Raw genomic sequence first — 26,087 nt, 5'->3', positions numbered from 1 at the left:
AAAGTCCTTATTAAATTTATGGAAAATGATGTTAAAAATAGCCCCTACCGGCCACCTTCCAGCCCATGCCTAATCTAGTCTACCGCCTGCTCAGTCTGAGCCTAATCCTGTTATCGGGTCTAGGGAGTCTACATATTCGATTTTTCGATAAGCCATTTCCCAATCAGTTTTATTGGATCGTGATTTTATTTAGCGGCTTTATCTTTATTTTGACTGGGGGCAGAGTTCTATCTAAACCCCTTTTCGATGGCTTTGGGCGCTTAAAACAATTAAGTCGCCAATGGTGGCAAACCTTTGCCTTGGTCCTACTGATTATTTTGCTGACCCAAAGTAGCCTATTGTTTTCTCGAGTGTGGCTTGTGCTTTGGGGATTGCTGACTTGGGTACTCTTAATTTCGCAAGACCTCATTTACAGCCACCTCATTCGGCATAAACTGATTCAATCCTATAAGCAGACCTCAATCGCGATTATTGGCGAAAACGCAGCATCCCAAAGATTAATTGAATACATTGCAGCAGATAACTACTCTGACTACAAAATCCAAACCCATCTTAAAAGAGTAGATAGAGAGCAATTACAAGAATTAAGCCGCCTTCAACTTGATGAAATTTGGGTCTGCCTTACCCTGGATGAAGCCGGTCAATTTAAAGAGATCCTGAAAAACTTATCGAATAGTTCAGCCAAAATTAAATTTAGCCCCGATCTATTTATGCATCGCCTACTCAATCATGGCATTAGTGAGGTAGCGGGTGTCCCTATGATTGATATCTCTAGCTCACCATTTGTGGGTAATCGCTTGTATCTCAAGAATATTGAAGATTTTTTCTTATCTCTTGTTTTTTGTATTTTGTTTTCGCCAGTCTTTATTACTTTGGCGGTACTAGTAAAACTGAATTCTCCTGGTCCGATTTTTTATCGGCAACTACGTGTAGGCCTTAACGGCAAACCTTTTGAAATGCTGAAATTCCGCTCAATGCCAGTAGATATTGAAAAAGCAGGAGTGCAATGGGGTGGGGCCCAGAATAAGGTCGTGGATTCTTTTTCAGCATTTTTACGAAAGTACAACCTGGATGAACTACCCCAATTTTTTAATGTACTCCGCGGCCAAATGTCGATCGTCGGCCCCCGCCCTGAACGCATAGAATTTATCGAGCAATTTGCTAATGAGATTCCCAACTATGCCAAAAAACATTTAGTCAAAGCGGGCATTACGGGATGGGCACAGATTCATGGACTGCGGGGTGATACCGATTTAAACCAACGCATTGAGTATGACCTGTTCTATATTGAAAACTGGTCTTTAGCTCTAGATCTTAAAATCATCCTGCTAACTGCGATTGAGCCTTTTTCCAGAAATCGACGTCATGTCTAGCGGGACTGACTCTGGAGACTTTTGACCAGGTCTGTAAATTTCAACTTGAACTGCATTTTTGAAAATTTCTCAGTTGAGGTTTTAATAATCTCTGGGATAAATTGATCTGCTGTGTTTTCATACTGATCGATAGCTGCATTTAAAGAGGCTACCGTTTGATCTGCAAAGAAAATTCCGGTTTCACCATCCATTACTGTATCTAGCACCCCGCCCTGCCCATAGGCAATCACAGGCCTACCTGAGGACATGACTTCAACAGGAATAATGCCGAAATCTTCTAGGCCGGGAAATATAAGGGCCTTGCATTGGGAAACCAACTTTTGGATCTGGGAGTCTTCCAATCGTCCCATAAATTGAATATTTGATTTGGCAATTTTCTTTAAATCTTTGAGCATATTGCCCTGCCCCACCACAATCAGCTTTCTTCCTGAAGCATTGAATGCCTCAATTGCCAAATCAGGTCGCTTGTATTGAATGACTTGACCAAATAATAAGTAGTAATCATCCGCCTTGGAGGAGATCTGAAAGGCCTCTAAATCCACCGGTGGATGAATAACAATCGATTCGCGACCATAACAATTTTGGATTCTGCGCTGCACCGTGGTGGAATTTGCCACAAATTGGTCTACTCTTTGGGCCGTCCAGCGATCCCAAATTCGTAAGGGCTTCATGCAAATCAACATCATCATTTTTTTGAAGAGTCCAACGGATCTAAAGTACTCGTCAAACAGGTCCCAGACATAGCGCATAGGCGAATGACAGTAGCAAATGAAAAGTGCATTTTTACTTAACCGCACGCCTTTAGAAGGCCCTGATTCCGCACTGATCACTAAATCATATTGCTTGAGATTTAAGAAACGCAATGCTAAAGGCATCAAGGGTAAGTAATTTTGGTACCAGGCAACAGCGTTCGGCAGCCTTTGTATGAAACTCGTTTTGATCCGATGACGCTTAATCGTTTCTGAAATGGCACTTGAATCATAAACATGAGTATAAATATCGGCATCGGGATAGAGTTCGCAAAGCGCTTCGAGCACTTTTTCCCCGCCACGCATGTTTACTAACCAGTAATGAACGATCGCAACCTTCAAATCAACTCTCTAATAGATTGCATGACAGAATCGACGCTAATCGATTTCATACAAACAGCATCATGACAATCTGCATAGTTTTTTCCATCGTAACAAGGTGAGCAGGCAACTTGATTGCCCAACTGAATCCCAACGGTTCTAGTTCTACCTAAAGGTAATATGGCATTCATTGGCGTAGGGCCAAATAAAGCAATCATAGGCGCTTGAGTTAAACATGCTAGATGCATAGGTCCTGTGTCATGCACTACCGTCAATTTAGAGTCATTTAATAAATGAATAAGCTCTAAGAGGGATGTTTTACCAACTAAGTCAACGACGGGTAAACCCATAAAATCATCTCTAACCCACTGGTCTTCTGGACCGCCAGCGATAAGCACTGTCTCGTTCTGCTCAATTAATTTTTTAGCCAGTTCTACATAATGAGAAATTGGCCATCTTCGCAAGCCATCATCTCGAAGTATATTTTTTGCCCCCCCTGGGACCAAAACAACATAAGTATTTTTCTCAAGTCCAGATAAATTCTGTAGAGGTTCATATTCTGATATGAATGAATGCCCAAAATCTAGTGTAGCTTTTGCAACATTCAAATCCGTCTCAGGATATGCATTAGATGAATGTAAAAGCCGCCAGTATTCATAAATGCGATTTCTCGATTGCAGCATGGGGTTAAATTGTTTTTGTGGAAAGTCAATACTTGGAATCCAAAACATGCATGCCGTAAGCAAGCGATATCGCCAATCAACATAAGCTGTAACAATTTTTTGATTACTATAAGAAAGTTTAGTAATTTTCAATGCAGCCAAAAATAAATGGATTACCCTATTCAGGGGATTGCCAAAAAATATTTTTTTGTCGTCAATGGCAATAACTTGATCAGCAATTCCAAAAGCTTCAATCAGCGCTGCATTTGACTGACTAGTGATCCAACTTACCTTGACAGCCGGAAACTTTTTCTTAAAAGCAAAGAGGGCAATGGCAAGCTGAACGATATCGCCAATTCCACCGAGCTTTACAAGCGTGATCTTCATGATAAATTCAGTCCATTATTCAAAAAGCCGTAAAACTAGCCAAATCAAATTACCCTTAAAGCCCTATTTTATCTTGCAATACTTTAATAATGATTATTAATCAGTATAGTGATTTAAAGGGCCCAATCACATTGACTTCACGTAAAATGAATTTGTACAGCTTATCCAACTCAATCCGGAACCATTGAATGCTGGTCTCTGTTTTAATTAATAACTATAACTATGAACGCTTTCTTGCAGAGTGCATTCAAAGCGCCATTTCCCAATCCTACCCTGATGTCGAGATTATTTTGGTTGATGATGGCTCAATAGACCAATCAATCAAACTAGCCGAGTCTTTTAAGGGCCAAATTCGGGTTATCTCTCAAGCCAATGGAGGACAAGGCAGCGCCTACAATACCGGCTTTAAGGAGGCTCGTGGAGAAATCCTTATTTTTCTGGATTCCGATGATCTTTTGCTGCCCAATACAATCAAAGAGATTGTGGACGTTTTCAAAGATCGAGCAATTACTAAAGTGCAATGGCGGCTTGCCTTAATAGATGATGACAGCAATCAGATTGGCAGCCTCTTTCCTGAAACGCTCCATGACGGTGATGTGCGACCCATCATCAAAAAATTTGGTAATTACGCTAGCCCTCCTGGAAGCGGAAATGCTTATAGAAGATCAGCGTTAATCAATTTTTTTCCAATAGCCAAACATGACTGGAAAATAGGCGCAGATACATTGCCCGCTTTGGTAGCTCCTTTCAGCGGAAAAGTTCATAGCCTAAAGCGTTACGGTGGGTTTTATCGAATTCATCACAAAACCCAACCTGTGAATACCTTTGTTATGAACAATAGCCCTTCCATTCCATCAAAGGCGGTTGAACTGGCTGTAAAGACGCGCAATTTAGTATACGAAGCGCTATCCAAAGTAGCTCTCGTTTCTGAGCCTTTTCAGTATGCAATGCCTGCTCAAATCAAACTGCGGTTAATCTCATTACGAGTCGCGCCACAGGATCATCCGATTCCAAAAGACTCTAGGATTCAATGCTTAAAAGATGGCTTGAGTTCAATCCTTTGCTGGCCAGGCTTCTCGCCAAGAAAACGTTTTCTATATATAGCTTGGATGACTGCAGTAGCTCTTTTACCTTCCGCTCTTGCAAAACAAGTCATCATTGCCGGCATGAATAGAATTCGTAACTAAAATGTCTAAAGCATTACTTCATGGCGCCTCCGCTAATCTCTTAGCCAGAGTAAGCGGACTTGCTGCTAGCTTTCTCAATATTTTCTTACTTGGGCGCCTTCTCAATATTGCAGACTTTGGATTGTGGGCATGGCTCTTTGCAATCTACTCGCTGATTACCAGCCAAGATTTTGGATACATTAGTGCAATGCGAGTTCGAATTGGAAGACATATTCAAACTGAAAAGTCACAACAACAAAGACTACTCTATACAGCCGCTTTACTGATGACAATTTTTGTTCTCGTCGTAGTTATATTTGGCATATTTGGATACAGCTTTATTTTTGGAAATTCAACAGAAGAAGAGCGACTTCGTAATCTCGCAATTTTTTGCTCCTCTGCCACAATCTTGGGGACCGTTTCAGCTCAGGCTTTACTTGCGCACCTTCATACTGCGATCGTTGGTCTGGTTGAGACTTTACGTTCGATCATACAAATTATTATTTACGCCCTGGCGTATTTTTTTAATTGGAGCTTGACAAGCCTCGTATTTTGTTTTTTTATCACGTGCTTGATCTACATCCCACTGGTTACAAAACTATATCTATCCACTACCAGATGGCAGTTTTCAGAAATTTACTTCACGGCAAAAAATCATTGGGCTCAACTCAAATCAATTGGGCTTACCCTGTGTAAGGAAGGCTGGATTTTATGGGTTGTTCAAATCGGCATGACCATGCTGATTGGCTCGGATGTTTATCTGTCTGGTTTTTTTCTTGAGCCCCAAGATGTCGCAAAAGTAAATATTATTTCCCGCTTTCAACTCTTGGGGGTGGGCCTACTGGCCGCAGCTCTGACCCCTGTAATCGCTGGCTTTGTTGTACAGGTCGAGAGTGTTGATAAAAGACTTGCCACTAAAAAAATAAACGCTGCCTATCTCATTTTTTTAGGAGTTGGGTTTCTATACTCCGCCGTCTTTTTTAGCTGGGGTCAATCTTTGTCAATGCTATGGGGGCATATTGAGATAGATTATCCAATAGTCTTTGTACTATCTGGCCTGTTACTTTTCTTAACGCTATCGACGACATTGATGCAGATCTTTTTGCAATTTCCAATGGTCTCTGTGAGATTGGGCCCTTGGTTAATCAGTATTATTGTTTTGAAAATTTTCTTATCTGGGTGGCTCACCGCTTTATATGGCTATATAGGTATATTTATGGCTAGCATCGTTGCAGTCAGTATTTTTTTGATACTGTCCCACTCCCTCATTCTAAAACAGGGCATTTATGAGCGACTCCACACAGCACCATAGCGCAACAAGTGATGTCACAATAGTCTATCCCTCGATTGGATATACAGGTGGGGTTGAGCGCGTTATGGCTGAGGTATTGAAGTTTCTCTTCAACAATAATTACCAGATTCAGGTCATCTGCTCAGAGATGGATGATTCACTTCGCCCACTATGTAGCAAAGTGCATACCATTCGAATCCAGAAATCCAATCACCTGCTCTGGGATATGTTTCATACGGCTCACTGGATGCTGCAAGCAGGACGGCAGGCCAAGCTAGCAAATAAGTTAAAAAGTCGCATTATCAGTGCGCCCTGCGCGCTGTTTACCGCAGATTTGGTGATGGCGGGTAGCTGTCATATAGCAGCCCAATTTGAACGATTGAAACGAGGGTCTTTTAAATGGTTACTCAATCCTAGGCACTGGTTTTATATCTTTTGTGAAGCAAGTATTTTTTTGAGGAATCAATCACAGATCTTGGTGCCATCGAAGAGGACAAAATCAGAGATTGATTGTTTTTATCCTCCAGCAAAGAATCGAATTCATGTTGTACCGCATGGCGTTGATTCTTCCATCTTTTATCCAGCGGATGGCTCCAAAACAGAAATTCGTACTTCAATCGGCCTTCCTGAAGATGCCGTCATCTTTCTCACGGTGACGAATGAAATTAAGCGCAAAGGCTGTCTTATTGTTCTGGAAGCACTCAAGTTGATTGAGCAAAACGGGGTTAAATTTCATTATCTTGTAGTCGGTCGCGATGACTCCTCAGAGCTTTTATCCAAAGCAAGGGATCTGGGTTTAGAGTCTGTTGTTTCAGCCATGCCAGGTGTCCATGGAGCAGAACTAGTAAGACTTTTTCAAGCTTCCGACCTATTTGTTTTACCTACTGAATATGAATCTTTTGGTCTGGTAGGTATCGAGGCACTCGCATGCGGCCTCCCCGTTCTGTGCACCAAAGTAGGTGGGTTAGAAGACTATGTCACTAATGGTCAAGATGGCATTTTTGTAGAAAGAACAAGTGCTGATATTGCACGAGGTCTGAAATACTTCTTTTCGCTTGCGCCCGATGCAAAAAGAGATATGCGGGATCTTGCAATCGAAAAATCCAGAGTCTACCAATGGTCAGAGGTATTGCAACCAATTCTGAGTATTCTAAATAAATAGCACTGACTTAGTTTTTACTACTAGCTAACTCTTCTGTTTATGAAAATTCCAGCCGCTCTTGCACATTACCTGTAAATCACGTTTAGCTTGCCAGCCCAAGAGATTTTTGGCCTTATCTGCTTTAGCGTAATAGATGGCTAAATCGCCGCTACGGCGCGGCTGTACTTTCCTAACAATCATGGAGTTAGCCGCTTGTTCAAAGGCGCCAATTAGGTCGTAGACACTATACGAAACACCAGTCCCCAAATTGATTGCATGAAAACCAGGATGCTGATTGACAAAATTGAGCGCTGCTACATGGCCTTCTGCGAGATCCATCACATGAATATAGTCACGCTCACCAGTGCCGTCTTTAGTTTCATAGTCATCGCCAAAGATATTAAGATGAGGCAATTTTCCGCTGGCAACCTGACAAATATAGGGCATCAAATTATTAGGAACCCCCTTTGGAGACTCGCCAATGAGTCCAGATTCATGGGCTCCTACCGGATTAAAGTAGCGCAAGGCAACTACTGACCAACTCGGATCAGACTTCACCAAGTCTTGTAGTATTTCCTCAACTTGTAACTTGGTTTTTCCATAAGTATTAATAGGCTCTAAAGGGTGATCTTCGTCATAAGGCAAATACTGTGGCACACCATAGACGGTGGCGCTAGAACTAAAAATGAATTTATTGATTTTCTCAGCTTGCATCGCCTCAATTAAATTGATCGTTCCGCAGACATTATTGTCGTAATACTTCAAGGGGTCCTGGGCGGACTCAGCAACTGACTTTAGACCAGCAAAATGCATCACAGCCTCAATCTGATTATCCGAAAGGATTTTCCTAAGCGCCAGCCCTTCCCGGATGTCGGCCTCGTAGAAGCGCAATTTTTTACCTGTAATTGACTCAAGATTAGCTAAAACTTCCATTTGGCTATTACAGAGGTTATCTAGTATGACTACTTGATGCCCCTGCTGAGCAAGTACAACAGCAGTGTGGCTGCCAATAAATCCTAAACCCCCAGTAAGCAAAATATTCATAGTCTTTATAGATACAGTTTTTTAGTAAGATTGCGCAGTTTTCTTTTAAAGCGATAGCCTTGAATTGCCAGTCGATCCATAGCACTGAGACTCAGATCTATTTTGGGGCCCGTTAAAAAGACTTCTTTGAATTTCTTCATTACAGGTTCTGGTAAAAAATGTTCACTATAAGCATCCCAGTTACGCTCATGCTGCACATTTTGATTAAATGCTAATAGCATCATCTCTAGGTCTTTTGGACCTTTGTAGAGCAGGGCTTTATCTCCCAAGATCTCAATATGACTTCGCTGAGGAGATAAGGCGTAGGTCATCACGGGTTTATTCTTGATAGAAAACTCTCCGCATGCCAAGCCAAAGCTCTCGCCTATTCCTCGCCCATGGATCATGCCATCAGCCGTATTGATGAAACGCATCTTGTAATCCATTTGGGTACAGCCCGGCAAAAAGCGCAGTCTTTCATGTTCCGCAAATGGCGTGATGTTCATAAATAGAAAAAATAGATCTTTTCTTTTTTCTACTACTTTAACGATTGCCTCTTGCACAAAGCGTAAGTTAAAACTATCTTGACCGCCATAGCAAGCCAGAACAGTAGCTTCTTTTGGAATATTCAACTCTTGCCGTAGATCGCCTTCTATATCGGGTAAATCAATCATATGCGGCACAAAAGGAAGTTGTGAATTGGAATACTCTTTGGCGAGCCACTCGGAGACAAAACCTAACTTATCGCCATGGAACTGTTCTGGCTTGGTTGGAAATACAACATGAATCGCACAAGGTACGCTAGTAATGATATCGCCATCGCGCTCCCCCGACTTAATGAAATACATTAGATCGATTTTTTCTTGTTCTGCCAGTTTCGATAGCTGATCGATGCTCTCGTAAGGAATAAGCTTGAAATGTTTTTTAAACTTATCGACAACCTCAGACTCACTGTGACTGCTTGCTTTATAAAAAATAATCGAGTCATTATTTAGTAGTGCTTGATTATGGAAGGCGTAATCAAAAACGGCAATCTCAGTACCCCGAAACGATAAGCTATTAGTATGAAATCCTATTTTCAAGGGATTCTCTAGGCTGTGTTTTTTAGAAAATCGGCATAAGCTTTTTCTAAACCAGCACTCAAACCAATCGTGGCTTTCCATCCCAAGCGGTTTAAGCGTGATGAGTCCATCCACTTTCTTGGGGCGCCATCAGGCTTAGAGGAATCAAAACCAATTCTCCCAGAATAGCTCGTGGCTTTTGCAACTGCAGTTGCCAATTCAGAAATCGTGACATCCGATCCAAAGCCTACATTGATATGACTTTGCATCGGCGACGTATGTTGATCATAGATCTCTTTAGTCAGATCCATCACAAATACTGAAGCAGCAGCCATGTCATCTACATACAGAAACTCTCGCCTAGGATTTCCTGTTCCCCAGATTAATACTTCTGGTGCATTTGTAACCTTTGCCTCATGAAATCGTCTAATTAATGCAGGGATGACATGGCTATTTTCTGGATGATAGCTATCGCCTGGGCCATATAAATTGGTTGGCATTACGCTACGGTAATCAATGCCATGAGACTGGCCATATTGCCGGTTATAGCTTTCACATAACTTGATGCCGGCAATTTTTGCAATTGCATAAGGCTCATTCGTAGCCTCAAGCAATCCTGTAAGCAAGGCACCTTCTGCCATCGGCTGTGGAGCCAACTTGGGGTAAATGCAGCTTGACCCCAAAAATAGTAATTTCTTTACACCAGCCTCAAAGGCCTGGTGAATCACATTGACTTCTATCATGAGGTTTTGGTAAATGAACTCCGCTGGAAATGCGTTGTTCGCATAAATGCCGCCAACTTTAGCTGCAGCTAGATAGACCTGGTCAGGCTTTTCTTGAGCAAAGAAAGCCTGAACCGCCGCTTGATTACTTAAATCTAGCTCATCACGGCTGCGAGTAACAATATTGGTAAATCCCTTTTGTTGAAGTTGGCGAACAATGGCAGAACCCACCATGCCACGATGCCCTGCAACATAAATCTTTTGATTGAGATCTTGGTTCACGTATTTACTTTTTTATCTTTTTTACTTTTAGTTCTCTTTGCCAACCGATACAGAGTAGCCATGCTTACTCAATAAAGCATGTTGTTTTGCTTGATCTAGGTCGTTTGCAACCATCTCCACAATCATCTGATCGATGGTAATTTCGGGAACCCAACCTAATTTGGCTTTGGCTTTGGCCGGATCACCTAAAAGGGTCTCGACTTCAGTAGGACGGTAGTAGCGTGGATCAATCTTTACAATGACATCACCCACCTTGAGGGCGGGGGCTTTATCTCCCTCGATGGCTGCCACAATGCCCTCTTCTTTCTCAGCCTTACCTTCAAACTTGAGGGTGATGCCCAATTGCTTGGCGCTACGGACAATAAATTCACGGACAGTAAATTGCACTCCAGTCGCAATCACAAAATCTTCTGGTTGTTCTTGTTGCAACATCAACCATTGCATACGCACATAGTCTTTGGCATGGCCCCAGTCGCGTAGCGCATCCATATTGCCCATGTATAAGCATTGCTCTAGACCTTGGGCAATATTGGATAAACCCCGGGTAATCTTGCGGGTCACAAAGGTCTCGCCACGACGCTTAGACTCATGATTAAAAAGAATCCCGTTGCAGGCATACATGCCATAGGCTTCACGATAGTTCACTGTAATCCAATAAGCATAGAGCTTGGCTACCGCATAGGGGCTGCGTGGATAAAAGGGTGTGGTTTCTTTTTGAGGAATCTCTTGTACTAGGCCATAGAGCTCCGAAGTGGAGGCTTGATAAAAACGGGTCTTCTTCTCCAGACCCAAAATCCGAATCGCCTCCAAGATTCGCAAAGGACCCATCGCATCAACATTGGCAGTGTACTCAGGCGATTCAAAAGAAACGGCCACATGAGATTGCGCGCCCAAATTATAAATTTCATCTGGCTGAGTTTGCTGAATGATGCGGGTTAAATTACTTGAATCGGTCAAATCACCATAATGCAATACAAAGTGACGATGATTGATATGTGGGTCTTGATAAAGATGATCGACGCGCTCGGTATTGAACGAAGAGGCGCGGCGCTTAATACCGTGGACCATGTAGCCTTTTTCCAATAAGAACTCAGCCAAATAGGATCCGTCTTGTCCGGTAATACCGGTGATTAGGGCAACTTTTTGTTTCGCAGTTTTATCGTTCGTCATATGAATTTCTCTTGCTTGTAATCTTGTATTTACTAACTACGTCCGTAGGTATCTTCAAAACGCACAATGTCGTCTTCGCCTAAATAACTACCCGACTGCACTTCGATAATTTCTAAAGGCTCTTTGCCAGGGTTGGCCAAGCGATGGGTCTGCCCTTGGGGAATAAACGTACTTTGATTTTCTTGTAGGGTGATCACCTGATCGCCATTGGTAATCTGCGCAATGCCTTTAACCACAATCCAATGCTCAGCGCGATGATGATGCATTTGCAAGGACAGGCTGGCGCCCGGCTTTACCTGAATACGTTTCACTTTAAAGCGCTCGCCCTCGTCCACACTGTCATACCAACCCCAAGGCCGAGCGACCTTACGATGGAGATTTTTCTCTTCCCGCTTTTGCGCATCTAATTGAGAGACGATGTGTTTCACATCCTGGCTGTTGGCTCTATCGGCTACTAATACGGCATCCGCTGTTTCAATAATCACTAAATTATCAATACCCACGGTACTCACTAAACGGGTACTGGCGTGGACTAAAGAGTTCTTGGTATTGGAGAGTAAGGTGTCGCCACTCGTGACGTTGCCATTGCTATCTTGACTACCCACTTGCCAAACGGCATCCCAAGCACCCAAGTCATTCCAACCGGCATTGAGCTCTACCATCTTGACACTAAAACTGGTGCCCGGGCATTTTTCAATGACGGCGTAGTCAATCGATTCACTAGGAATGCTGGTAAATAAATCTTTATCGGGCCTAACAAAACTGACCTCGCCCGATTGATCCATGCTTTTGCCTTGCCACGCGGTTTCACTCGCGCCAAAAATATCGGATCTGAATTCTTTTAAAGCTGCCAACCAAGTACTCGCGCGCAGGACAAACATCCCACTATTCCACAGATAGTTTCCATCAGCCAAATAACTCTGCGCAGTTTTGCTATCTGGCTTTTCCACAAACTTGGCAACGGTGTATTCATGATGAGCGCCCTGCTCTTGCATACGCTCAATATAGCCATAGCCCGTCTCAGGCGCTGTGGGTGTGATCCCTAAAATGGCAATGGTCTTTTTACTTTGATCTGCATTAACTACTGCAATGCACTCTTGCAAAGCTTTAACAAATGCAGCCGTGTTTTGTACAGTTTGATCCGCAGGGGTAATCACCAAAATTGGATCAAGCTCAGTATTGGGTCCGCCATCGCGCGCCTGAAAGGCTGCTAGAGTTAAGGCCGGTGCAGTATTGCGACCGATAGGCTCTAGTAATAGCGTGGCTTTGATACTGGGCAATTCACGCAATTGATCTAAAGCCAAAAAGCGATGCTCTTCATTAGTCACAATTAAGGTTGGACCTAAATCAATATCTTGATTGGTAATTGCATTAATGCGCTCAATCGCTTCTTGAAACAAACTGAGTTTTGAGTCGCCGCCAGATAGAACTAAAAATTGCTTAGGAAAGCCCGAGCGTGATAAAGGCCAAAGACGCGTGCCGGAACCACCACAAAGGATAACGGGGGTAACGCTTGTCATGAGGCTGATTAATCCTAATTTTCTGAACAGATCGATTTTATAGGCTTTTAAACCCAATTCTCTAAAGCAAGGTTAGGCACCCTTTTGAACTCTTTTAAATTGTTACTGACCAGAATTAGGCCCTGGCTAATCGCATGGGCAGCAATATGGATGTCATTCTCTCCGATAAGTTCCCCGCGCTTTTCTAGACCAGCTTTAATTTGCCCATACTGCTGGGATGCTTTAGCGTCATAGGACAGAACATCAAGGTGACTAACAAAATCCTCAACAGCCTCAAGATTTTTATCGACATTTGCGCTCTTTTCAGCGCCATAGATGAGCTCTGAGAGAGTGATACTTGAAATTGCCATACGATTGGCGTTTTTATTAAAGGCTTCTAAGGCCTCAATGGGCCTGCGCTTGAGAACATAAATCACGATATTGGTATCAAGCAAATACTTGATCATCAGAAAGACTCTCGAACTGCAGGTTTTTGCTCTCCACGCTCGCTCATAAAGTCGTCAGTCACCAGTGGGCCACTAAGAAAAAAATAGTCCCAAGTATTTTCAATAGGGGTGATGATTCTCTCGTGGCCACGGGTGCGCACAATGACCTTTTTCACCGCATCGGGTAAACGAGCCTCAGTGGGTAGACGCACGGCTTGAGAGCGATTGTTCGTAAAAACTGTGGAAGTAGTAATAGCCATGAACACCTCCTTGGTATATAGCAACAGTATATAGCATGATTTTGATGGGGTCAATCCCGTTTTAGGGCAAACTGATTTAGGAAAAGGTATTTCAATTTTGTAGGCTGTTGATAAAAAATAGAGGAGATTTTCATGAGCACAGGCAATATCCCCAAAATCAATTTACGCAATTCGGTCTCAGAATGCGGTCAATCGGTTCGTCAAGAGAACTTTGGCAAATTTCAGAACTACAGCATTAAAGACTGCAAAGCCTCAATCGCTGCTGGCAAAGTCCAATAGGATTGTATTGCCCTATTCCTAAACCCTTATTTAGGGTGGTTGGGGTAAGGTTTGCCCGTCAGATTGCTATAGAGCGCTCCAGCCAGGATGAGTAGGATCGAGTCCACCATCACCGGGAAAAACGCATAGCGGTAGTGCAGAACGTGCCCCAGCACTGCAATAAGGGCTACTGCTGCAGCTGGTGGGTGCAGGCAGCGCAGGATAAACATCCCTAAAATCGACAGCGAAGCGGCTAGCGCCAAAGTCACTGAAATGGGTAAATCCGTAAAGTGGGCGCAGGTGATGCCCACTAAAGCTGAGAGCGTATTGCCGGCAATGACCGCCCAAGGCTGTGCTAGAGGACTTTGCGGAAGAGCAAAAACCAGCAATGCACTCGCTCCTAAAGAGGCCATCAACCATTCATCGATACCCGCTGTCTCACCAAGGTATTTTGCGATAGTGAGCACTAACGTTATGCCAATAAACGCCCCTAAAACTGTCCTGGCGCGCTCTTGCCAACCCACTGGAGGCTGGTCTCCACCAAGGTAAAAGGAATAGTGCTTGATTGCTTCTTTAAAAGTACGCATAGCCATGTTTTTAGCAGGTTTTGTATCTACCAAAGAAAAAGCCACCCTGGGGTGGCTTTTTCAATCATCACCAACAAAGGCAATAAGTTAATTGCTCTAGGGTCTAACTTAAGCCTTTTTAGCGTAAGCGGAGCACCAGCCAGCACCTGCAACTTGCTTACCGGCAAACAGGGCGCAGCCACCAGCAGCAGAACCTGCAGCACCTTGATACAGTGCGCAGTTACCGCAATGGGAGCCAGCAACAAATTTAGCGTACTTTGCTTTGTCTACCTTTGAGGCATCGGCTACATAACCCAATGCAACAGCCTGAGGATCAGTAGGGGCAACCATTGCTTGCGCTTGTACTTTGCTATTCAAAGCTAAAGTTGCAGCACCAGCAGCAGAAAGAATCATGAATTGGCGACGACTAGTTTGCATATGATCTCCAGAAAAAATAAGTGGTAACAAAATACTGGATGAATCATAAAACAGAAGCTAAAATAACTAACTGGCCTACTTAAGATATTGATTTCATTGAAAATTTACTTGAGAATTGTTCTCAAAAGCAGATCAGATGATTGCTTAAAGGTATTAATGCCAGCCTTTGAGGTTCATACATGAGATACGTTGTTTTACTTCCACCCCAGCAAGACCAGTTGGGTAAACCTCAATGCAATCATTTAAATCTTGATTGAAGGTCTTGGGATTATTTTTGGCTGGATCGCTATTGGTCTTAGGAAACTGCGGGCCTGAACAGGCAAGCAGCCCAAATAAAAGCAAGCTACTGATGATGGAGAGTAAGTTGCGCATCAGCTCAATATTGATCAGTAACTATTTTTCAATTAGCGCTTATCAATTAAGGAGAGAAATTCTCGGCGCAGATTGGGATCTTTTAAGAAAGAACCGCGCATGACGCTATTAACCATCTTCGAATCTCGGTCTTTGACACCCCGCCATTGCATACAAAAGTGATCGGCCTCCATTACGACTGCAACACCAATCGGTTTAATCTTTTTCTCGAGCATGTCAGCTAACTCCACCACCGCTTCTTCCTGAATTTGCGGACGACACATCACCCACTCAGTTAAACGGGAGTACTTTGATAAACCAATCAAGGCTGAGGTCTTGCTTGGCAAGACACCAATCCAGATGCGGCCCATGATGGGGCACAGATGATGCGAGCAAGCACTTCGTACTGTGATGGGCCCAATGATCATGAGCTCATTGAGGTGGCTCACATTAGGAAACTTGGTTAAGCTAGGCTGCTCAACATAACGTCCATTAAATACTTCCTGCACGAACATCTTGGCAACTCGCTCACTCGTTTTTTGAGTGTTGTGATCATTCTTGGTATCAATTACCAAGCTTTCTAAAACGGCTTGCATCTTTTGCGCTACTTCATCAACTAAACCCTCTAGCTCACCCGGCTCAATGAAAGCAGCAATATTGTCATTGGCATGAAAGCGCGCTTTTTGGGCTTCAATACGGCGGCGAATAATGACTGATAAAGGTGTACCTGCTTCACGCTTACTTGCGGCGCCAGCAGGATTCTTAGCCGTGGCTTTCTTAGCTACGGTCTTTTTAACAATGGGTTTAGTTGGCATAAAGATGAGGTGATAAATAAATTAGATTTGACAAAAGATCGCGACTATACAGGCAATACCGCAGGCCCACACAATGGATCTTGCAGTAGGCCAATTTCCAACATAACAAATAAGATAAATAATGCGGGTAGCCACAAAGGCTAAGGCCAGAAGATCTAAGTAGGCTTGCGGTGCATGCGCAATGGATGCAATGATGACTGCTGCAAAAAAGAGGGGAAGCGATTCAAACAAATTGGCCTGCGCAGCATTCGCTCTGGCCCGAAAGCCCTCTTGTTTTGAGAGCCACTCGCGAGGACGACTATTGTCGTAGTTCTGAAAACCTTTTTTAGCAATTCCAGCAGCGACATAAGGCAACAAACCCATGAAGAGGATGCAAGCGTAGGCGATGGTCATGTGTTTTCTTTCTTAGGTTTTCTTTGAACCAATCCGCGTTTCGGATCCATCCAATAATTTGACGATGTTATTGCGATGGCGCCAGAGCATCAATACACACATGACTGTCAAAGTCAGGCCCATCGGCTCAACACCAAATAAAAAGACGCAATACACCGGAGCAAAGATGGCAGCGCAGATCGCCGCCAAAGATGAGTATCGGGTAAAAAAAGCCACAATCAACCAAGTGCTTAATGTGGCTAAGCCCAATATCCAGTTGATCCCAAACAAAATACCGCAGGCGGTAGCAACCCCTTTGCCTCCTCTGAATCCATGAAAGACTGGAAAGAGGTGTCCTAAAAATACCGCCAAGACAACGCCACAGAGGACCCAAGAGTTCAAGGTCCCAACCAAAGTGTCATCACCTAAGAGCCAGCGAGCCAGTACTAGCGCAATAAAGCCTTTCGCACCATCGCCAATCAGGGTGAGTACAGCCGCTTTTTTATTACCGGTGCGCAGTACATTAGTGGCGCCCGGATTACCGGAACCATAGGTATAAGGATCGGGCAAGTTCATGCACTTGCTCACCATCACGGCAAAAGAAATTGAACCAATCAAATAAGCAATGGGAATAAGTAAGTAGACTAAAGGATCCATAACCCTATCTTAACCACTTATGGTCATGCACCTCGCGGATGGTGTTGCTGATGAATCGATTTCAGGCGTTCACGCGCTACATGGGTATAGATCTGGGTCGTCGAAATATCAGCATGTCCCAATAAGAGTTGTACGACCCGCAAATCCGCACCATGATTGAGTAAATGCGTTGCAAATGCGTGTCTTAAGGTGTGCGGTGATAAAGCCACAGGAATATTGGCTTGTAATGCATAGCGTTTAATTAAGGCCCAAAAGGCTTGGCGTGTCAGCGCCCCGCCCGTATGACGCCCAATAAAAACGGCATCACTGGTTTTACCTTCCAGAATCGAAGTTCTGGCATCGGCCAAATATCGACACAACCACTGCCCTGCTTCTGCTCCAAAAGGCACAAGACGTTCTTTACCGCCCTTACCGTTTACCACCCTCACAACGCCTTCATTCAAGCCTATGGCAATCGTTTTTAAGGAAACGATTTCAGAAACACGCAGGCCACTGGCATACATGAGCTCTAACATCGTGCGATCCCGCAGTCCCAAAGGCGTATCAATATCTGGGGCATTGAGTAAATCAGTGACTTGCGCCTCGGAGAGTGTCTTCGGAAAACGCAAGGCTTGCTTAGCAGCACGCAATCCCAAACAAGGATCTGCCTTCACTAAATTCATGCGCAGCGCATGACGGTAAAACCTTTTAAAGACGGTTAAGCGTCGATTAGCCGTAGTCGCCTTGTCACTGCGCTTAGAAGCAATATAGGCAGTGAGTTCTTTTTCACCTACGCCGTATAAATCGATTTTGCTATTTTGCAAATAGAGCCACTGCGCAAAGAGCAGTACGTCACGTCGATAGGCCGCTAGGCTGTTTTGGGAAAGGCCATCTTCTAACCAACAAGCATCGCAAAATTGGTCGATGGCTTGTTGGCTTGATTGATTAATCAAGGTATTCAACCTTAAAAAGCGGATTAATAACCTTCCTTATTTGGTTGCCTCTTCTAGTTTTTCAGCTAGCCAGATTTTCATAAGCGACTGATAAGGCACATCCATTTTATTTGCTTGTGATTTAATCCCCTCTAGAAAACTTTGAGATAAACGCAAAGAAATTGAGGCTGTCGTTGGCTTTAGATTGGGCATGACCACACGTACCGCTTTGGATAAATCAAAATATTCCGAAGCATCATTCTTTTCCCAGAATGCGCGCTCCTCTTTCTCGCTCTTAAATTGTGGAATTACTTTATTGGACTTTTTCATAAAATTCCCTCTCTTTCTTGCTCATCGGCCTTGCTGAAACCACACGGATCAAGCTGCTTTGAACCCTCAAGGTAAAAATTACCGATAACTGTTTACCATCTGCAGTGATACCCAGAGCAAGAAATCGACTTTCCCCAATACTGTGTTTAGCATCATCCTGAATCAATAGCGGCTGATTAAAAAAGATCTCTTCAGCCTCCACCTGCGATACACCATGCTTATCCTTATTTTTATAAGCATTTCCTGCGTCCCACTGGAACCCTAATATTAGCTCAAAATCAATCATTTATGTATATTACTATAATATACATAACCCACCAAGTAAAGTGGTCAAACCTCCAATGCCTTAGTCACGGAAATTATTAAAACCCAGTGGCGCCTCAGTAACTTCTTTACGCAACATAGTCATCACTTCTTGTAGATCATCGCGCTTACCACCAGTGACGCGCACAGCGTCACCTTGAATACTGGCTTGCACTTTGATCTTGCTATCTTTAATGATGCGAACGACTTTTTTAGACAACTCTGAGGTAATGCCTTTTTGGATCTTCATGGTTTGCTTGCGCTTATCGCCACCAATCGTCTCGGTCTTATCGTCTTTCAGATAACGCACATCGACGTTGCGCTTGGCCATCTTACCAACCAGCACATCTCTGACCTGACCCAATTTAAAGTCATCATCGCCATACAAAATGAGGGCTTCATCTTTTTGCTCGACTCGGCTATCCGAACCTTTGAAGTCAAAGCGATTGGCGATTTCTTTATTGGACTGCTCAATGGCATTTTTAAGTTCAACCATATCGGGTTCACAAACCACATCAAATGAGGGCATTTTTCACTCCTGTATGAATACTTTAACTTTGCACTTTTTTAGCATTTTCTGGGATTTTTTTCCCAAAACGCCGAAGACGAATAAGATTGTGGCATGAACTTGCCCTCATCAAGCACAACCCTTGCCAACTGCACGCCAAAGCTTGGGCTCTTGCAGCGCAATACCTTAGGAATCGAGTCCTACGCTGAGCAAGCGATTGTGATTTCCAAATCCGAGCAAATTCCTTTGCTTTTACAAGACATCAAAGCTCATGGCCTGCCTTGGCAAGTCTTAGGGGGAGGCAGTAATGTGGTTCTTCCAAGCGTATTGCCTGGGATCACCCTTTTAATCGATATTGCTGGCAAAGAAGTTCTTTCTAGCGATGGAACAGAGACATTGATTCGAGTAGGTGCTGGTGAACATTGGCACGATTTTGTACAGTGGACTCTTGCGCAAGATTTTCCTGGAATGGAAAACCTTGCCCTTATTCCAGGAACCGTAGGCGCCTCTCCAATTCAAAATATTGGTGCTTATAGTTCGGAAGTCGCCAACTTTATTGAGTGTGTTGAGGCATTTGATACTCAGGCGGAAAAGTTTGTAACTTTCAGCAATGATCAATGTACCTTTGCTTATCGGGATAGTTACTTCAAACAGAATCCTAATCGTTTCATCATCGCCCATGTCACTTTTAAACTTCCAAAAGCCTGGGTCCCAAAATTGACTTACGCTGAACTAGCAAAGCAATTTTCCAATCGGAGCCCCACCCCACAGGAAATTTTCAATGCCGTTTGTGCCATACGCGCGAGCAAATTGCCCGATCCTAAAGTCCTGGGTAATGCAGGTAGTTTTTTTCAGAATCCGATTGTCAGTGATGCGCAATGCACCGAGCTAGCGAAGCAATATCCCGCAATCGTGTCTTTTCCAGATGCAGCAGGTCGGCGTAAGCTTGCTGCAGGCTGGCTGATTGATCAATGCGGCTTCAAAGGCAAACGTATAGGACCTGTAGGGGTCTATGACAAGCAGGCTCTAGTCTTAGTGAACTATGGTGGCGGTAGCGCTCAAGATATTCTTGGTCTAGCAAAACAGATTCAAGATAAAGTGCACGAAACCTTTGGAGTGCAGTTGCAGATAGAGCCGAATATTTTTTAAATTAATCCGGTCAATAGAAATTACGCATTACTGATCTTTAATAGTTCTGGATATTGTTTTAAGAGCGCCAACTTACCCTGATTGAGTCTTTTTTTCCATCCTGGTCCACGTTCTTCAGCGTTACGCCAAGCTCTCCTAATTAACTCTATTTGCCCATTATCAGACAGCACTTGAAAAATAGCAGCGGCCTGCATGAGATCTTTATTTGCTTTTACACGATCGCTATTCGGCCTCTCCCCGTAAACAATTAACTTATGCACTGCGTAGCGCTCTGGTGAAGGAATATTCACAATACAAGCACCTTGCTTACTCAGAAGAACTGCCTGAGTTGTATCAACCAAAGAGAACTCCATAAACTTTAAACACTCGAGTGCAAGGCCTAGTTCAGGCAGAACAACTGGGCCTCCGCTACGAGTTTCGGCGGTAACAAAATCCAGACGCAGTTCCGAGTCTAGGGGATTGCGGTACTGAGCCCCAGTTTTGCCAGAGAACTCTGCAATCGGCAGTAAACCCATCTCCAGCGAACTCAGAGCATCATGAACAGAAATCTTCATATTGGCAGCCAAGGCAATCGAAACATTATTACCTGCATGAGCAAAATCGACATCCATTGTTTGCTGTGCAGATGTCCATTGCACCCCCAGCATATTACCCATCGCTAAAAATGCGTGGGTGCCAATTAAAATCCCCCCTGCACTAAAAAATCCATATTGCTCAAGTCGGTTGATGACACGAAAATGTTTTTGAAGCGTACTCATACAACCCAAAGCTTGAGCTGAAGCAGCCAATTTTTGCGTTTGATCCTGAAGAGAGCCCTCTTTTACTTTTTTACGACTCTCTATCAACTCTAAAACACGCTCATTTTCAGGCCCCAAATATGCCATACGCCCACGGCCATCAATGTCGCGATAGCCGTAATAAACGTAAGAACGGCCTTTTTGCAACTGACGGTGAAATGCTCCTGGCAAGGCCCGCAATCTGTCAATTGCCTGAATGCGTAATTGGTCCTGCAGCTCAGCATAAGCCGTTTGAGCGGATAAGGAGAGTGGCTTGTAGAGGATTTTGTTCGTCATCTTGGTTATTATACAAAATAATTACTTGTATAATAACTTAAAGATAGTAGGCACTAAAGGGGATTTAAATCCTTAAATCGAACTTGAGAAGACCCATCTGCTAAGCGTACTTCAAACTGGTTTTGCGTATTTAAGTCTTGGGGCTTGCGGATCGCTTGCATTGCTGGATTCAGAATCACGGCATAGCCCCGCTCTAGGGTGCGCTGCGGGTTGAGCATCTCGAGTTGCAATTGATAGTGATTGTGATTGCGCTTGAAATTATCGATTTGTACTGACCACGCTTGTTGCAAACGGGTCTGCCATGAAGTAATTTGCTCACGCATCCGATCAGGATTAGGCAGCGCATGGGAGAGTCTGAGCGCCAATTGATCTAAGGTTTGGGCTTCACGCTCAACGCGCTGCATTAAGCGCTGATAGAGTGCTTGCTCAATTGCTGCTAACTCTTGCAGCAATTGATCTTTACGAGGTGCTGAGAGCTCTGCTGCCCCGGTTGGGGTTGGCGCCCGCAGATCAGCGACAAAGTCTGCAATGGTCACATCGGTCTCGTGCCCTACGCCACTGACAATCGGTATGGCTGAGCCTGCAATGGCGTAAGCGAGCTGCTCATCATTAAAGGCCCACAGATCTTCAATGCTCCCGCCTCCCCGAACCAACAAGATCACATCAACTACTGCTTCTTGATTGGCGTTTTGAATAGCAGAAATAATTCCAGCAGGCGCATCAGGGCCTTGCACGAGCGTGGGATAAATCACTATCGGGATATGTGGACTTCTTCTTTGGAGGGTGCTGAGCACATCTTTGAGTGCAGCTGCTTGTGGTGAGGTGATGATGCCAATCGCACGAGGGTGTGTCGGAATATTACGTTTGCGCTCTGGATCAAATAAACCTGCTTTAGTAAGTTTGGCTTTGAGTTTCAGAAAAGCTTCATAGAGCCCGCCCATGCCCGCTTTCCGTAAACCTTGAATGGTGAGCTGCACATCACCACGAGGTACGTACATTCCTAAACTGGCACTGACTTCAACCAAATCCCCTGATTGGGGCATAAAGCCCACTTGACCATTGCGACCTCGGAACATTACGCAGCGAATCTGTCCTTCTTCATCTTTTAGTGAGAAATACCAGTGCCCGCTGTCATATGCTTTGAAGTTGGAAATCTCCCCGCTAACCAAGACGGTATCGAACTGAGCCTCTAGCGAGCTCGCAATGGCGCGGTTTAGATCGCCAACCGATAGGACTTCCCTTGATATTTCCGACATTTTTTCTCGCTATTTCTCAAACCATGAGGCTTTACAGGCCATAAACTATCCACAGCACAATACTAGAGCCAATAGGCAAAGTCCGATGTAAGTAATCGCTGACCCAGAGCGTCTCATTATTCCAACAGTTAATCTTTAAGTAATTGATTTATATAATCTTTTTATTCTGGCAACAATCGGGCTCTCGTCCGTAAAAACCCCGAAGCCAAGACTGGCTCTTGATCTAGATCAAGGCTCTAGAAAAGTTTTGCACAGAGTTATCCACAGGACAGCTTTCAGAAAGGGGCAAAGCAATTGGGCTAAAGTACCAGTCTATGTACACCATCTTACTTACGGCTGGCTGGCCGATCTGGCCTCTACTCATCATCTCCATTATCGGGCTTGCCATTGTCATTGAGCGCACCTGGTATTTGCGCAAAATCCAAGTTTTCCCCTCAGGATCGCTTGAAATCGCCTTTACGCTTGCAAGCCAGCTAGAAAGCGGCAAAACCGTCCCCACCTCCGAAATTGATCGCCTGGCTCGGCTTTCACCAGCAATGCCACTTTTAGCAGGGGTTTTACAAGAGAAAATCGCTGGGGCATCCAATGAGGCAGCCTTAGAAGAATTGCAAGCTATTGCGCAATCGACCTGGCACAAGCTTGAGCGTTATCTTGGGGCCTTGGCTACCATTGCGACCGTTGCACCGCTCTTAGGGCTCTTTGGCACTGTGGTTGGCATGATTGAGATCTTTGGCAGCCAAGGTGCAATCAATGGCGGCGCGGCGAGCCCTCAACAGCTTGCACACGGCATCTCAGTAGCGCTCTACAACACGGCATTTGGACTACTGATTGCGATTCCTGCACTCGCTGCCTGGCGCGGTCTGCGAGCAATGGCAAATCAACGTCAACGCGAGTGCGAAGAATTTACCCGCCAGTTATTTAAAAAACTGTTTCCAGCTTAAGACTACATGGGTTGGCTCTCAAACCCTTCTTCTCAGCAACGGGGATTTTCCTTAGGGGGGAGCAAGCCAAGTCCCGAGCCTGAGATCAATCTCATTCCTTTTATTGATGTGCTCTTGGTAGTGCTGATTTTTTTGATGATCTCAACTACCTTTACGCACTATCAGGAACTGGCCATCACCCTACCTACTGCGAGCGGTAGCGATAATGCACCTGAGGTGAAGCAAATTCATGTGGCGGTGAGTAGCGACGGACGATTTGCCATTAATGGCCGAGTGACTGAGCGTAGTCAGCTAGCCAGCGCTCTCAATCAGAACAGTCCCAATAAAGAGGTGCAAGTCAGCATCGACGCAGATGCTAGAGCTCCTCATCAAGCCGTCATGAGTGCACTCGAAGCGGCAAGAGATGCTAATCTGTCGAATATTATCTTTAGCACTCAAACTAAAAAGTAAATCGATTGCGCATGCCTAAATTATTCAGCAAGGCTCCGACCTTCTGGGAGCGTCGCGGCCCGACCAGTCTCTTGCTCTGGCCTTTATCTTTGGTATTTGGCCAGCTCTTGCGAGCTCGCAAGCTACTCAATGAACTCGACCTGAGTAGTAAAAAAACAGCTCGTGTGCCCATCATCATTGTGGGCAATATTCGGGTTGGCGGCACTGGTAAAACTCCCATCGTCATCTCACTGGCTGAGCGCTTAGCAGCCCTTGGTTGGCACCCCGGCATCATAAGCCGTGGTTATGGTGCAAAAACACAAGCTGCCCCTCTACTCGTGACCAGCGATTCGGATCCAAGCGTCGTGGGCGATGAACCTGTCTTGATTGCACAGCGAACCAAGAACCAATTTCCGCTCTATGTTTTTCCTAAGCGCAAGCAAAGTATTTCTGTATTGCTGCAAGAACACCCTGAAGTGGATGTGATCATCAGCGATGATGGTCTGCAGCACACGGGCTTAGTGCGCTGGCCCTCTCGTGAAGGCGGTCGTGACGTTGAGTTTGTAGTGCGTGATCAACGCGGTGAAGGGAATGGCTTCTTGTTGCCCGCAGGACCTTTGCGCGAACCTGTTACACGCGAGCGTGATGCCACCCTCATGATGGGTAGTCCATCAGCGCTCAGCGCTAAAGCCGATGAATATTTCTTGGGCCGCCGCGCCTTTACCCTGCGGCCGCACTTTGGCAGACCCTATCAACTCAATCATCCAGAGGCCTATAAAACCTTGGATGACATCGGTCTTGCTTACTCTAAACAAGGTCGCACACGCATTACTGCAGTTGCAGCCATTGGCAATCCAAAGCGCTTCTTTAGTGATCTGGAAAAGCATGGCCTCAAGGTCAAAGGCATTGGCTTACCAGACCACAGCAGCTTCACCCCAGAGTTCTTTCAAGGGATCGATGCGGACTGCATTCTGATTACCGAAAAAGACGCCGTAAAATGTAAAGATATTAATGATGCTCGGATTTGGGTAATCCCCATGCATCTCAATATTCCCGATGGTTTGCTGGAGTGGTTGCAAACCATTTTGCATAGACCTGATCCTAACCGCTACACTTTGTAATTTGCCTATTCACTCAAGATCGCCATGGATAAACGTCTGCTCGAAATTTTGGTTTGCCCTCTCTGCAAAAGTACGCTTACCCTTAACTCTGAAAAGCGTGAGCTCATCTGTAAAGCGGATCGCCTGGCTTATCCGATTCGAGAAGATATTCCGGTCATGATCATTGATGAGGCCCGCACTCTCGCGGCCGATGAAGTGATCTAAATCCTCACACTCGAATCTATTACTTTGACCTCCGCAAGCGCCCCTGAATTTTTGGTTGTCATTCCGGCAAGGTTGGGATCCACTCGCTTACCTCGTAAGCCTTTAGCAGACATTGGTGGTAAGCCGATGGTGGTGCGCGTTGCCGAGCGTGCTAAACAGTCCCTAGCCAAGCAAGTGGTTGTGGCTACTGACTCTGCAGAAATTCTTGCGGCATGTCAGGCCCACCAGATTGAATGCATTTTGACGCGGGATGATCACGCTACGGGCACTGATCGCATTGCGGAAGTAGCCCATCTACTCAAACTACCAGAACAGACCTTGGTCGTTAACGTACAAGGTGATGAACCTGCAATTCCAGCAGAGTTGATTAATCAAGTAGCACTCGCCCTTGCCAGCAATCCAGATTGCGCCATCTCTACAGTTGCAGTAGCGATCAGCGATCCTAAAGAAATCGCCAACCCCAATGTAGTGAAGGTGGTTCTCAATCGCGCTAATCACGCCCTGTACTTCTCCAGAGCGGCGATTCCGTTTGTACGTGATCCTGATGCAAGCTCGCAAGAGGGTAGCGGGTATCTTCGTCATATTGGCATTTATGCCTATCGTGCAGCGTTTTTGCATGCTTATGCCCGACTCAAGCCTGCCCCAGCCGAGCAAGCTGAGGCACTAGAGCAACTGCGCGCCCTTTGGTATGGCTATCAGATCGCCGTGCATATCGCTCCAGAGACCCCGCCGGCAGGGGTGGACACCCCTGAGGACCTAGAGCGAATCCGCCAAACCTTTTAAACGGCTAATTCCCATTTTTTTCGGGGATAATCCTAATCAGAAGTGATCAATGATCCCGAAAAAATACGG

At 44.8% G+C, this 26,087-nt stretch carries 32 protein-coding genes; 11 read left to right on the top strand and 21 right to left on the bottom strand.

The annotated features are described in order from the left end of the window. Window positions 1-65: 65 nt before the first annotated feature. The gene (locus AOC06_RS01630; RefSeq protein ID WP_215380689.1) at window positions 66-1,373 is read left to right on the top strand and encodes an exopolysaccharide biosynthesis polyprenyl glycosylphosphotransferase; all 1,308 of its coding nucleotides are present in this window, start codon (window positions 66-68) and stop codon (window positions 1,371-1,373) included. On the opposite strand, the gene AOC06_RS01625 is transcribed toward AOC06_RS01630, so the two are convergent. Together AOC06_RS01625 and AOC06_RS01620 are read right to left on the bottom strand one after the other, a co-directional pair. Beyond that, window positions 1,370-2,464, bottom strand: a complete 1,095-nt coding sequence (locus AOC06_RS01625; RefSeq protein WP_215380687.1) for a glycosyltransferase — start codon at window positions 2,462-2,464, stop codon at window positions 1,370-1,372. The genes AOC06_RS01630 and AOC06_RS01625 overlap by 4 nt on opposite strands. Then, window positions 2,461-3,492, bottom strand: coding sequence for a glycosyltransferase family 9 protein (locus AOC06_RS01620; protein ID WP_215380685.1), 1,032 nt, complete (start codon window positions 3,490-3,492; stop codon window positions 2,461-2,463). The genes AOC06_RS01625 and AOC06_RS01620 overlap by 4 nt, the downstream gene beginning before the upstream one ends. A gap of 188 nt (window positions 3,493-3,680) precedes the next feature. Here AOC06_RS01620 and AOC06_RS01615 point away from each other — a divergent pair, with 188 nt between their 5' ends. Genes AOC06_RS01615 through AOC06_RS01605 form a run of 3 tightly spaced genes read left to right on the top strand, consistent with a single transcriptional unit; the run spans window position 3,681 to window position 7,111 of the window. Next, on the top strand, window positions 3,681-4,679 hold the full coding sequence (locus AOC06_RS01615; RefSeq protein ID WP_215380682.1) for a glycosyltransferase family 2 protein: 999 nt from the start codon (window positions 3,681-3,683) through the stop codon (window positions 4,677-4,679). Between the two features lies 1 nt (window position 4,680). Continuing rightward, complete coding sequence (locus AOC06_RS01610; protein ID WP_215380680.1) at window positions 4,681-5,970, top strand: lipopolysaccharide biosynthesis protein; 1,290 nt, start codon at window positions 4,681-4,683, stop codon at window positions 5,968-5,970. After that, on the top strand, window positions 5,945-7,111 hold the full coding sequence (locus tag AOC06_RS01605; protein ID WP_215380677.1) for a glycosyltransferase family 4 protein: 1,167 nt from the start codon (window positions 5,945-5,947) through the stop codon (window positions 7,109-7,111). Before AOC06_RS01610 ends, AOC06_RS01605 begins: the two co-directional genes overlap by 26 nt. Before the next feature lie 24 nt (window positions 7,112-7,135). On the opposite strand, the gene galE is transcribed toward AOC06_RS01605, so the two are convergent. The 7 genes from galE to vapB are packed head-to-tail and all read right to left on the bottom strand — an operon-like array spanning window position 7,136 to window position 13,553. Continuing rightward, window positions 7,136-8,134 carry a UDP-glucose 4-epimerase GalE gene (galE, locus tag AOC06_RS01600; RefSeq protein ID WP_215380675.1) on the bottom strand — a complete coding sequence of 333 codons (999 nt, stop codon included), beginning with the start codon at window positions 8,132-8,134 and terminating at the stop codon, window positions 7,136-7,138. 5 nt (window positions 8,135-8,139) lie between these two features. Next, on the bottom strand, window positions 8,140-9,195 hold the full coding sequence (locus AOC06_RS01595) for a hypothetical protein (RefSeq protein ID WP_215380673.1): 1,056 nt from the start codon (window positions 9,193-9,195) through the stop codon (window positions 8,140-8,142). Window positions 9,196-9,203: 8 nt separating this feature from the next. Then, window positions 9,204-10,178 carry a GDP-L-fucose synthase gene (fcl, locus tag AOC06_RS01590; protein ID WP_215380672.1) on the bottom strand — a complete coding sequence of 325 codons (975 nt, stop codon included), beginning with the start codon at window positions 10,176-10,178 and terminating at the stop codon, window positions 9,204-9,206. Between the two features lie 27 nt (window positions 10,179-10,205). Further along, on the bottom strand, window positions 10,206-11,348 hold the full coding sequence (gene gmd / locus AOC06_RS01585; RefSeq protein ID WP_215380670.1) for a GDP-mannose 4,6-dehydratase: 1,143 nt from the start codon (window positions 11,346-11,348) through the stop codon (window positions 10,206-10,208). 32 nt (window positions 11,349-11,380) lie between these two features. Beyond that, window positions 11,381-12,868 carry a mannose-1-phosphate guanylyltransferase/mannose-6-phosphate isomerase gene (locus AOC06_RS01580; protein WP_215273695.1) on the bottom strand — a complete coding sequence of 496 codons (1,488 nt, stop codon included), beginning with the start codon at window positions 12,866-12,868 and terminating at the stop codon, window positions 11,381-11,383. A gap of 47 nt (window positions 12,869-12,915) precedes the next feature. Continuing rightward, the gene (vapC, locus tag AOC06_RS01575) at window positions 12,916-13,314 is read right to left on the bottom strand and encodes a type II toxin-antitoxin system tRNA(fMet)-specific endonuclease VapC (RefSeq protein ID WP_215380668.1); all 399 of its coding nucleotides are present in this window, start codon (window positions 13,312-13,314) and stop codon (window positions 12,916-12,918) included. Continuing rightward, the gene (vapB, locus tag AOC06_RS01570; protein WP_305120690.1) at window positions 13,314-13,553 is read right to left on the bottom strand and encodes a type II toxin-antitoxin system VapB family antitoxin; all 240 of its coding nucleotides are present in this window, start codon (window positions 13,551-13,553) and stop codon (window positions 13,314-13,316) included. The genes vapC and vapB overlap by 1 nt, the downstream gene beginning before the upstream one ends. A gap of 132 nt (window positions 13,554-13,685) precedes the next feature. On the opposite strand from vapB, the gene AOC06_RS01565 reads away from it, so the two are divergent. Next, window positions 13,686-13,832: a hypothetical protein gene (locus AOC06_RS01565; RefSeq protein ID WP_215380667.1), complete on the top strand. Its 147-nt coding sequence runs from the start codon at window positions 13,686-13,688 to the stop codon at window positions 13,830-13,832. A 26-nt stretch (window positions 13,833-13,858) separates the two neighbouring features. Here AOC06_RS01565 and AOC06_RS01560 read toward each other — a convergent pair whose 3' ends face one another. The 10 genes from AOC06_RS01560 to AOC06_RS01515 form a co-directional block, all read right to left on the bottom strand. After that, window positions 13,859-14,404: an HPP family protein gene (locus tag AOC06_RS01560; RefSeq protein WP_255879995.1), complete on the bottom strand. Its 546-nt coding sequence runs from the start codon at window positions 14,402-14,404 to the stop codon at window positions 13,859-13,861. Between the two features lie 102 nt (window positions 14,405-14,506). Further along, a complete protein-coding gene (locus tag AOC06_RS01555) occupies window positions 14,507-14,815 on the bottom strand; it encodes a high-potential iron-sulfur protein (protein WP_215380665.1) in 309 nt (102 codons plus the stop codon). A 153-nt stretch (window positions 14,816-14,968) separates the two neighbouring features. Further along, on the bottom strand, window positions 14,969-15,187 hold the full coding sequence (locus AOC06_RS01550) for a hypothetical protein (RefSeq protein ID WP_255879992.1): 219 nt from the start codon (window positions 15,185-15,187) through the stop codon (window positions 14,969-14,971). A 32-nt stretch (window positions 15,188-15,219) separates the two neighbouring features. Beyond that, the gene (gene folE / locus AOC06_RS01545; RefSeq protein WP_215380662.1) at window positions 15,220-15,981 is read right to left on the bottom strand and encodes a GTP cyclohydrolase I; all 762 of its coding nucleotides are present in this window, start codon (window positions 15,979-15,981) and stop codon (window positions 15,220-15,222) included. Window positions 15,982-16,002: 21 nt separating this feature from the next. Continuing rightward, window positions 16,003-16,374, bottom strand: a complete 372-nt coding sequence (locus tag AOC06_RS01540) for an MAPEG family protein (protein WP_215352395.1) — start codon at window positions 16,372-16,374, stop codon at window positions 16,003-16,005. Window positions 16,375-16,386: 12 nt separating this feature from the next. Then, window positions 16,387-17,010, bottom strand: a complete 624-nt coding sequence (plsY, locus tag AOC06_RS01535) for a glycerol-3-phosphate 1-O-acyltransferase PlsY (protein ID WP_215380659.1) — start codon at window positions 17,008-17,010, stop codon at window positions 16,387-16,389. A 23-nt stretch (window positions 17,011-17,033) separates the two neighbouring features. Further along, on the bottom strand, window positions 17,034-17,939 hold the full coding sequence (gene xerD / locus AOC06_RS01530) for a site-specific tyrosine recombinase XerD (protein ID WP_439650691.1): 906 nt from the start codon (window positions 17,937-17,939) through the stop codon (window positions 17,034-17,036). 39 nt (window positions 17,940-17,978) lie between these two features. Continuing rightward, on the bottom strand, window positions 17,979-18,251 hold the full coding sequence (locus tag AOC06_RS01525; protein ID WP_215345208.1) for a BrnA antitoxin family protein: 273 nt from the start codon (window positions 18,249-18,251) through the stop codon (window positions 17,979-17,981). Then, window positions 18,235-18,537 carry a BrnT family toxin gene (locus tag AOC06_RS01520; protein ID WP_215272106.1) on the bottom strand — a complete coding sequence of 101 codons (303 nt, stop codon included), beginning with the start codon at window positions 18,535-18,537 and terminating at the stop codon, window positions 18,235-18,237. The genes AOC06_RS01525 and AOC06_RS01520 overlap by 17 nt, the downstream gene beginning before the upstream one ends. A gap of 60 nt (window positions 18,538-18,597) precedes the next feature. Continuing rightward, complete coding sequence (locus tag AOC06_RS01515) at window positions 18,598-19,083, bottom strand: YajQ family cyclic di-GMP-binding protein (protein ID WP_112203042.1); 486 nt, start codon at window positions 19,081-19,083, stop codon at window positions 18,598-18,600. Between the two features lie 93 nt (window positions 19,084-19,176). On the opposite strand from AOC06_RS01515, the gene murB reads away from it, so the two are divergent. Beyond that, the gene (gene murB / locus AOC06_RS01510) at window positions 19,177-20,211 is read left to right on the top strand and encodes a UDP-N-acetylmuramate dehydrogenase (protein WP_215380657.1); all 1,035 of its coding nucleotides are present in this window, start codon (window positions 19,177-19,179) and stop codon (window positions 20,209-20,211) included. Window positions 20,212-20,231: 20 nt separating this feature from the next. On the opposite strand, the gene AOC06_RS01505 is transcribed toward murB, so the two are convergent. Beyond that, window positions 20,232-21,284, bottom strand: coding sequence for a nucleotidyltransferase family protein (locus AOC06_RS01505; RefSeq protein ID WP_215380655.1), 1,053 nt, complete (start codon window positions 21,282-21,284; stop codon window positions 20,232-20,234). 53 nt (window positions 21,285-21,337) lie between these two features. Beyond that, window positions 21,338-22,540: an exodeoxyribonuclease VII large subunit gene (gene xseA / locus AOC06_RS01500; protein ID WP_215380653.1), complete on the bottom strand. Its 1,203-nt coding sequence runs from the start codon at window positions 22,538-22,540 to the stop codon at window positions 21,338-21,340. Window positions 22,541-22,854: 314 nt separating this feature from the next. Between xseA and AOC06_RS01495 the strand changes: the two genes are divergently transcribed. From AOC06_RS01495 to kdsB, 5 genes are read left to right on the top strand one after another with little or no spacing between them, the layout of a single operon-like run. After that, the gene (locus AOC06_RS01495) at window positions 22,855-23,481 is read left to right on the top strand and encodes a MotA/TolQ/ExbB proton channel family protein (RefSeq protein ID WP_215345203.1); all 627 of its coding nucleotides are present in this window, start codon (window positions 22,855-22,857) and stop codon (window positions 23,479-23,481) included. A gap of 6 nt (window positions 23,482-23,487) precedes the next feature. Then, the gene (locus tag AOC06_RS01490; RefSeq protein WP_215345202.1) at window positions 23,488-23,931 is read left to right on the top strand and encodes an ExbD/TolR family protein; all 444 of its coding nucleotides are present in this window, start codon (window positions 23,488-23,490) and stop codon (window positions 23,929-23,931) included. A gap of 11 nt (window positions 23,932-23,942) precedes the next feature. Next, a complete protein-coding gene (lpxK, locus tag AOC06_RS01485) occupies window positions 23,943-25,031 on the top strand; it encodes a tetraacyldisaccharide 4'-kinase (RefSeq protein WP_215380651.1) in 1,089 nt (362 codons plus the stop codon). A 24-nt stretch (window positions 25,032-25,055) separates the two neighbouring features. After that, complete coding sequence (locus tag AOC06_RS01480) at window positions 25,056-25,235, top strand: Trm112 family protein (RefSeq protein ID WP_215334939.1); 180 nt, start codon at window positions 25,056-25,058, stop codon at window positions 25,233-25,235. Between the two features lie 24 nt (window positions 25,236-25,259). After that, window positions 25,260-26,018, top strand: coding sequence for a 3-deoxy-manno-octulosonate cytidylyltransferase (kdsB, locus tag AOC06_RS01475; RefSeq protein WP_215380649.1), 759 nt, complete (start codon window positions 25,260-25,262; stop codon window positions 26,016-26,018). Window positions 26,019-26,087 lie beyond the last annotated feature (69 nt).

Origin of the sequence: Polynucleobacter paludilacus, assembly GCF_018687595.1 — a bacterium.
In the GTDB taxonomy this organism is placed as follows: domain Bacteria; phylum Pseudomonadota; class Gammaproteobacteria; order Burkholderiales; family Burkholderiaceae; genus Polynucleobacter; species Polynucleobacter paludilacus.
Note: the sequence above shows the minus strand (reverse complement) of the source record. Positions and strands in the feature narration are given on the sequence as shown.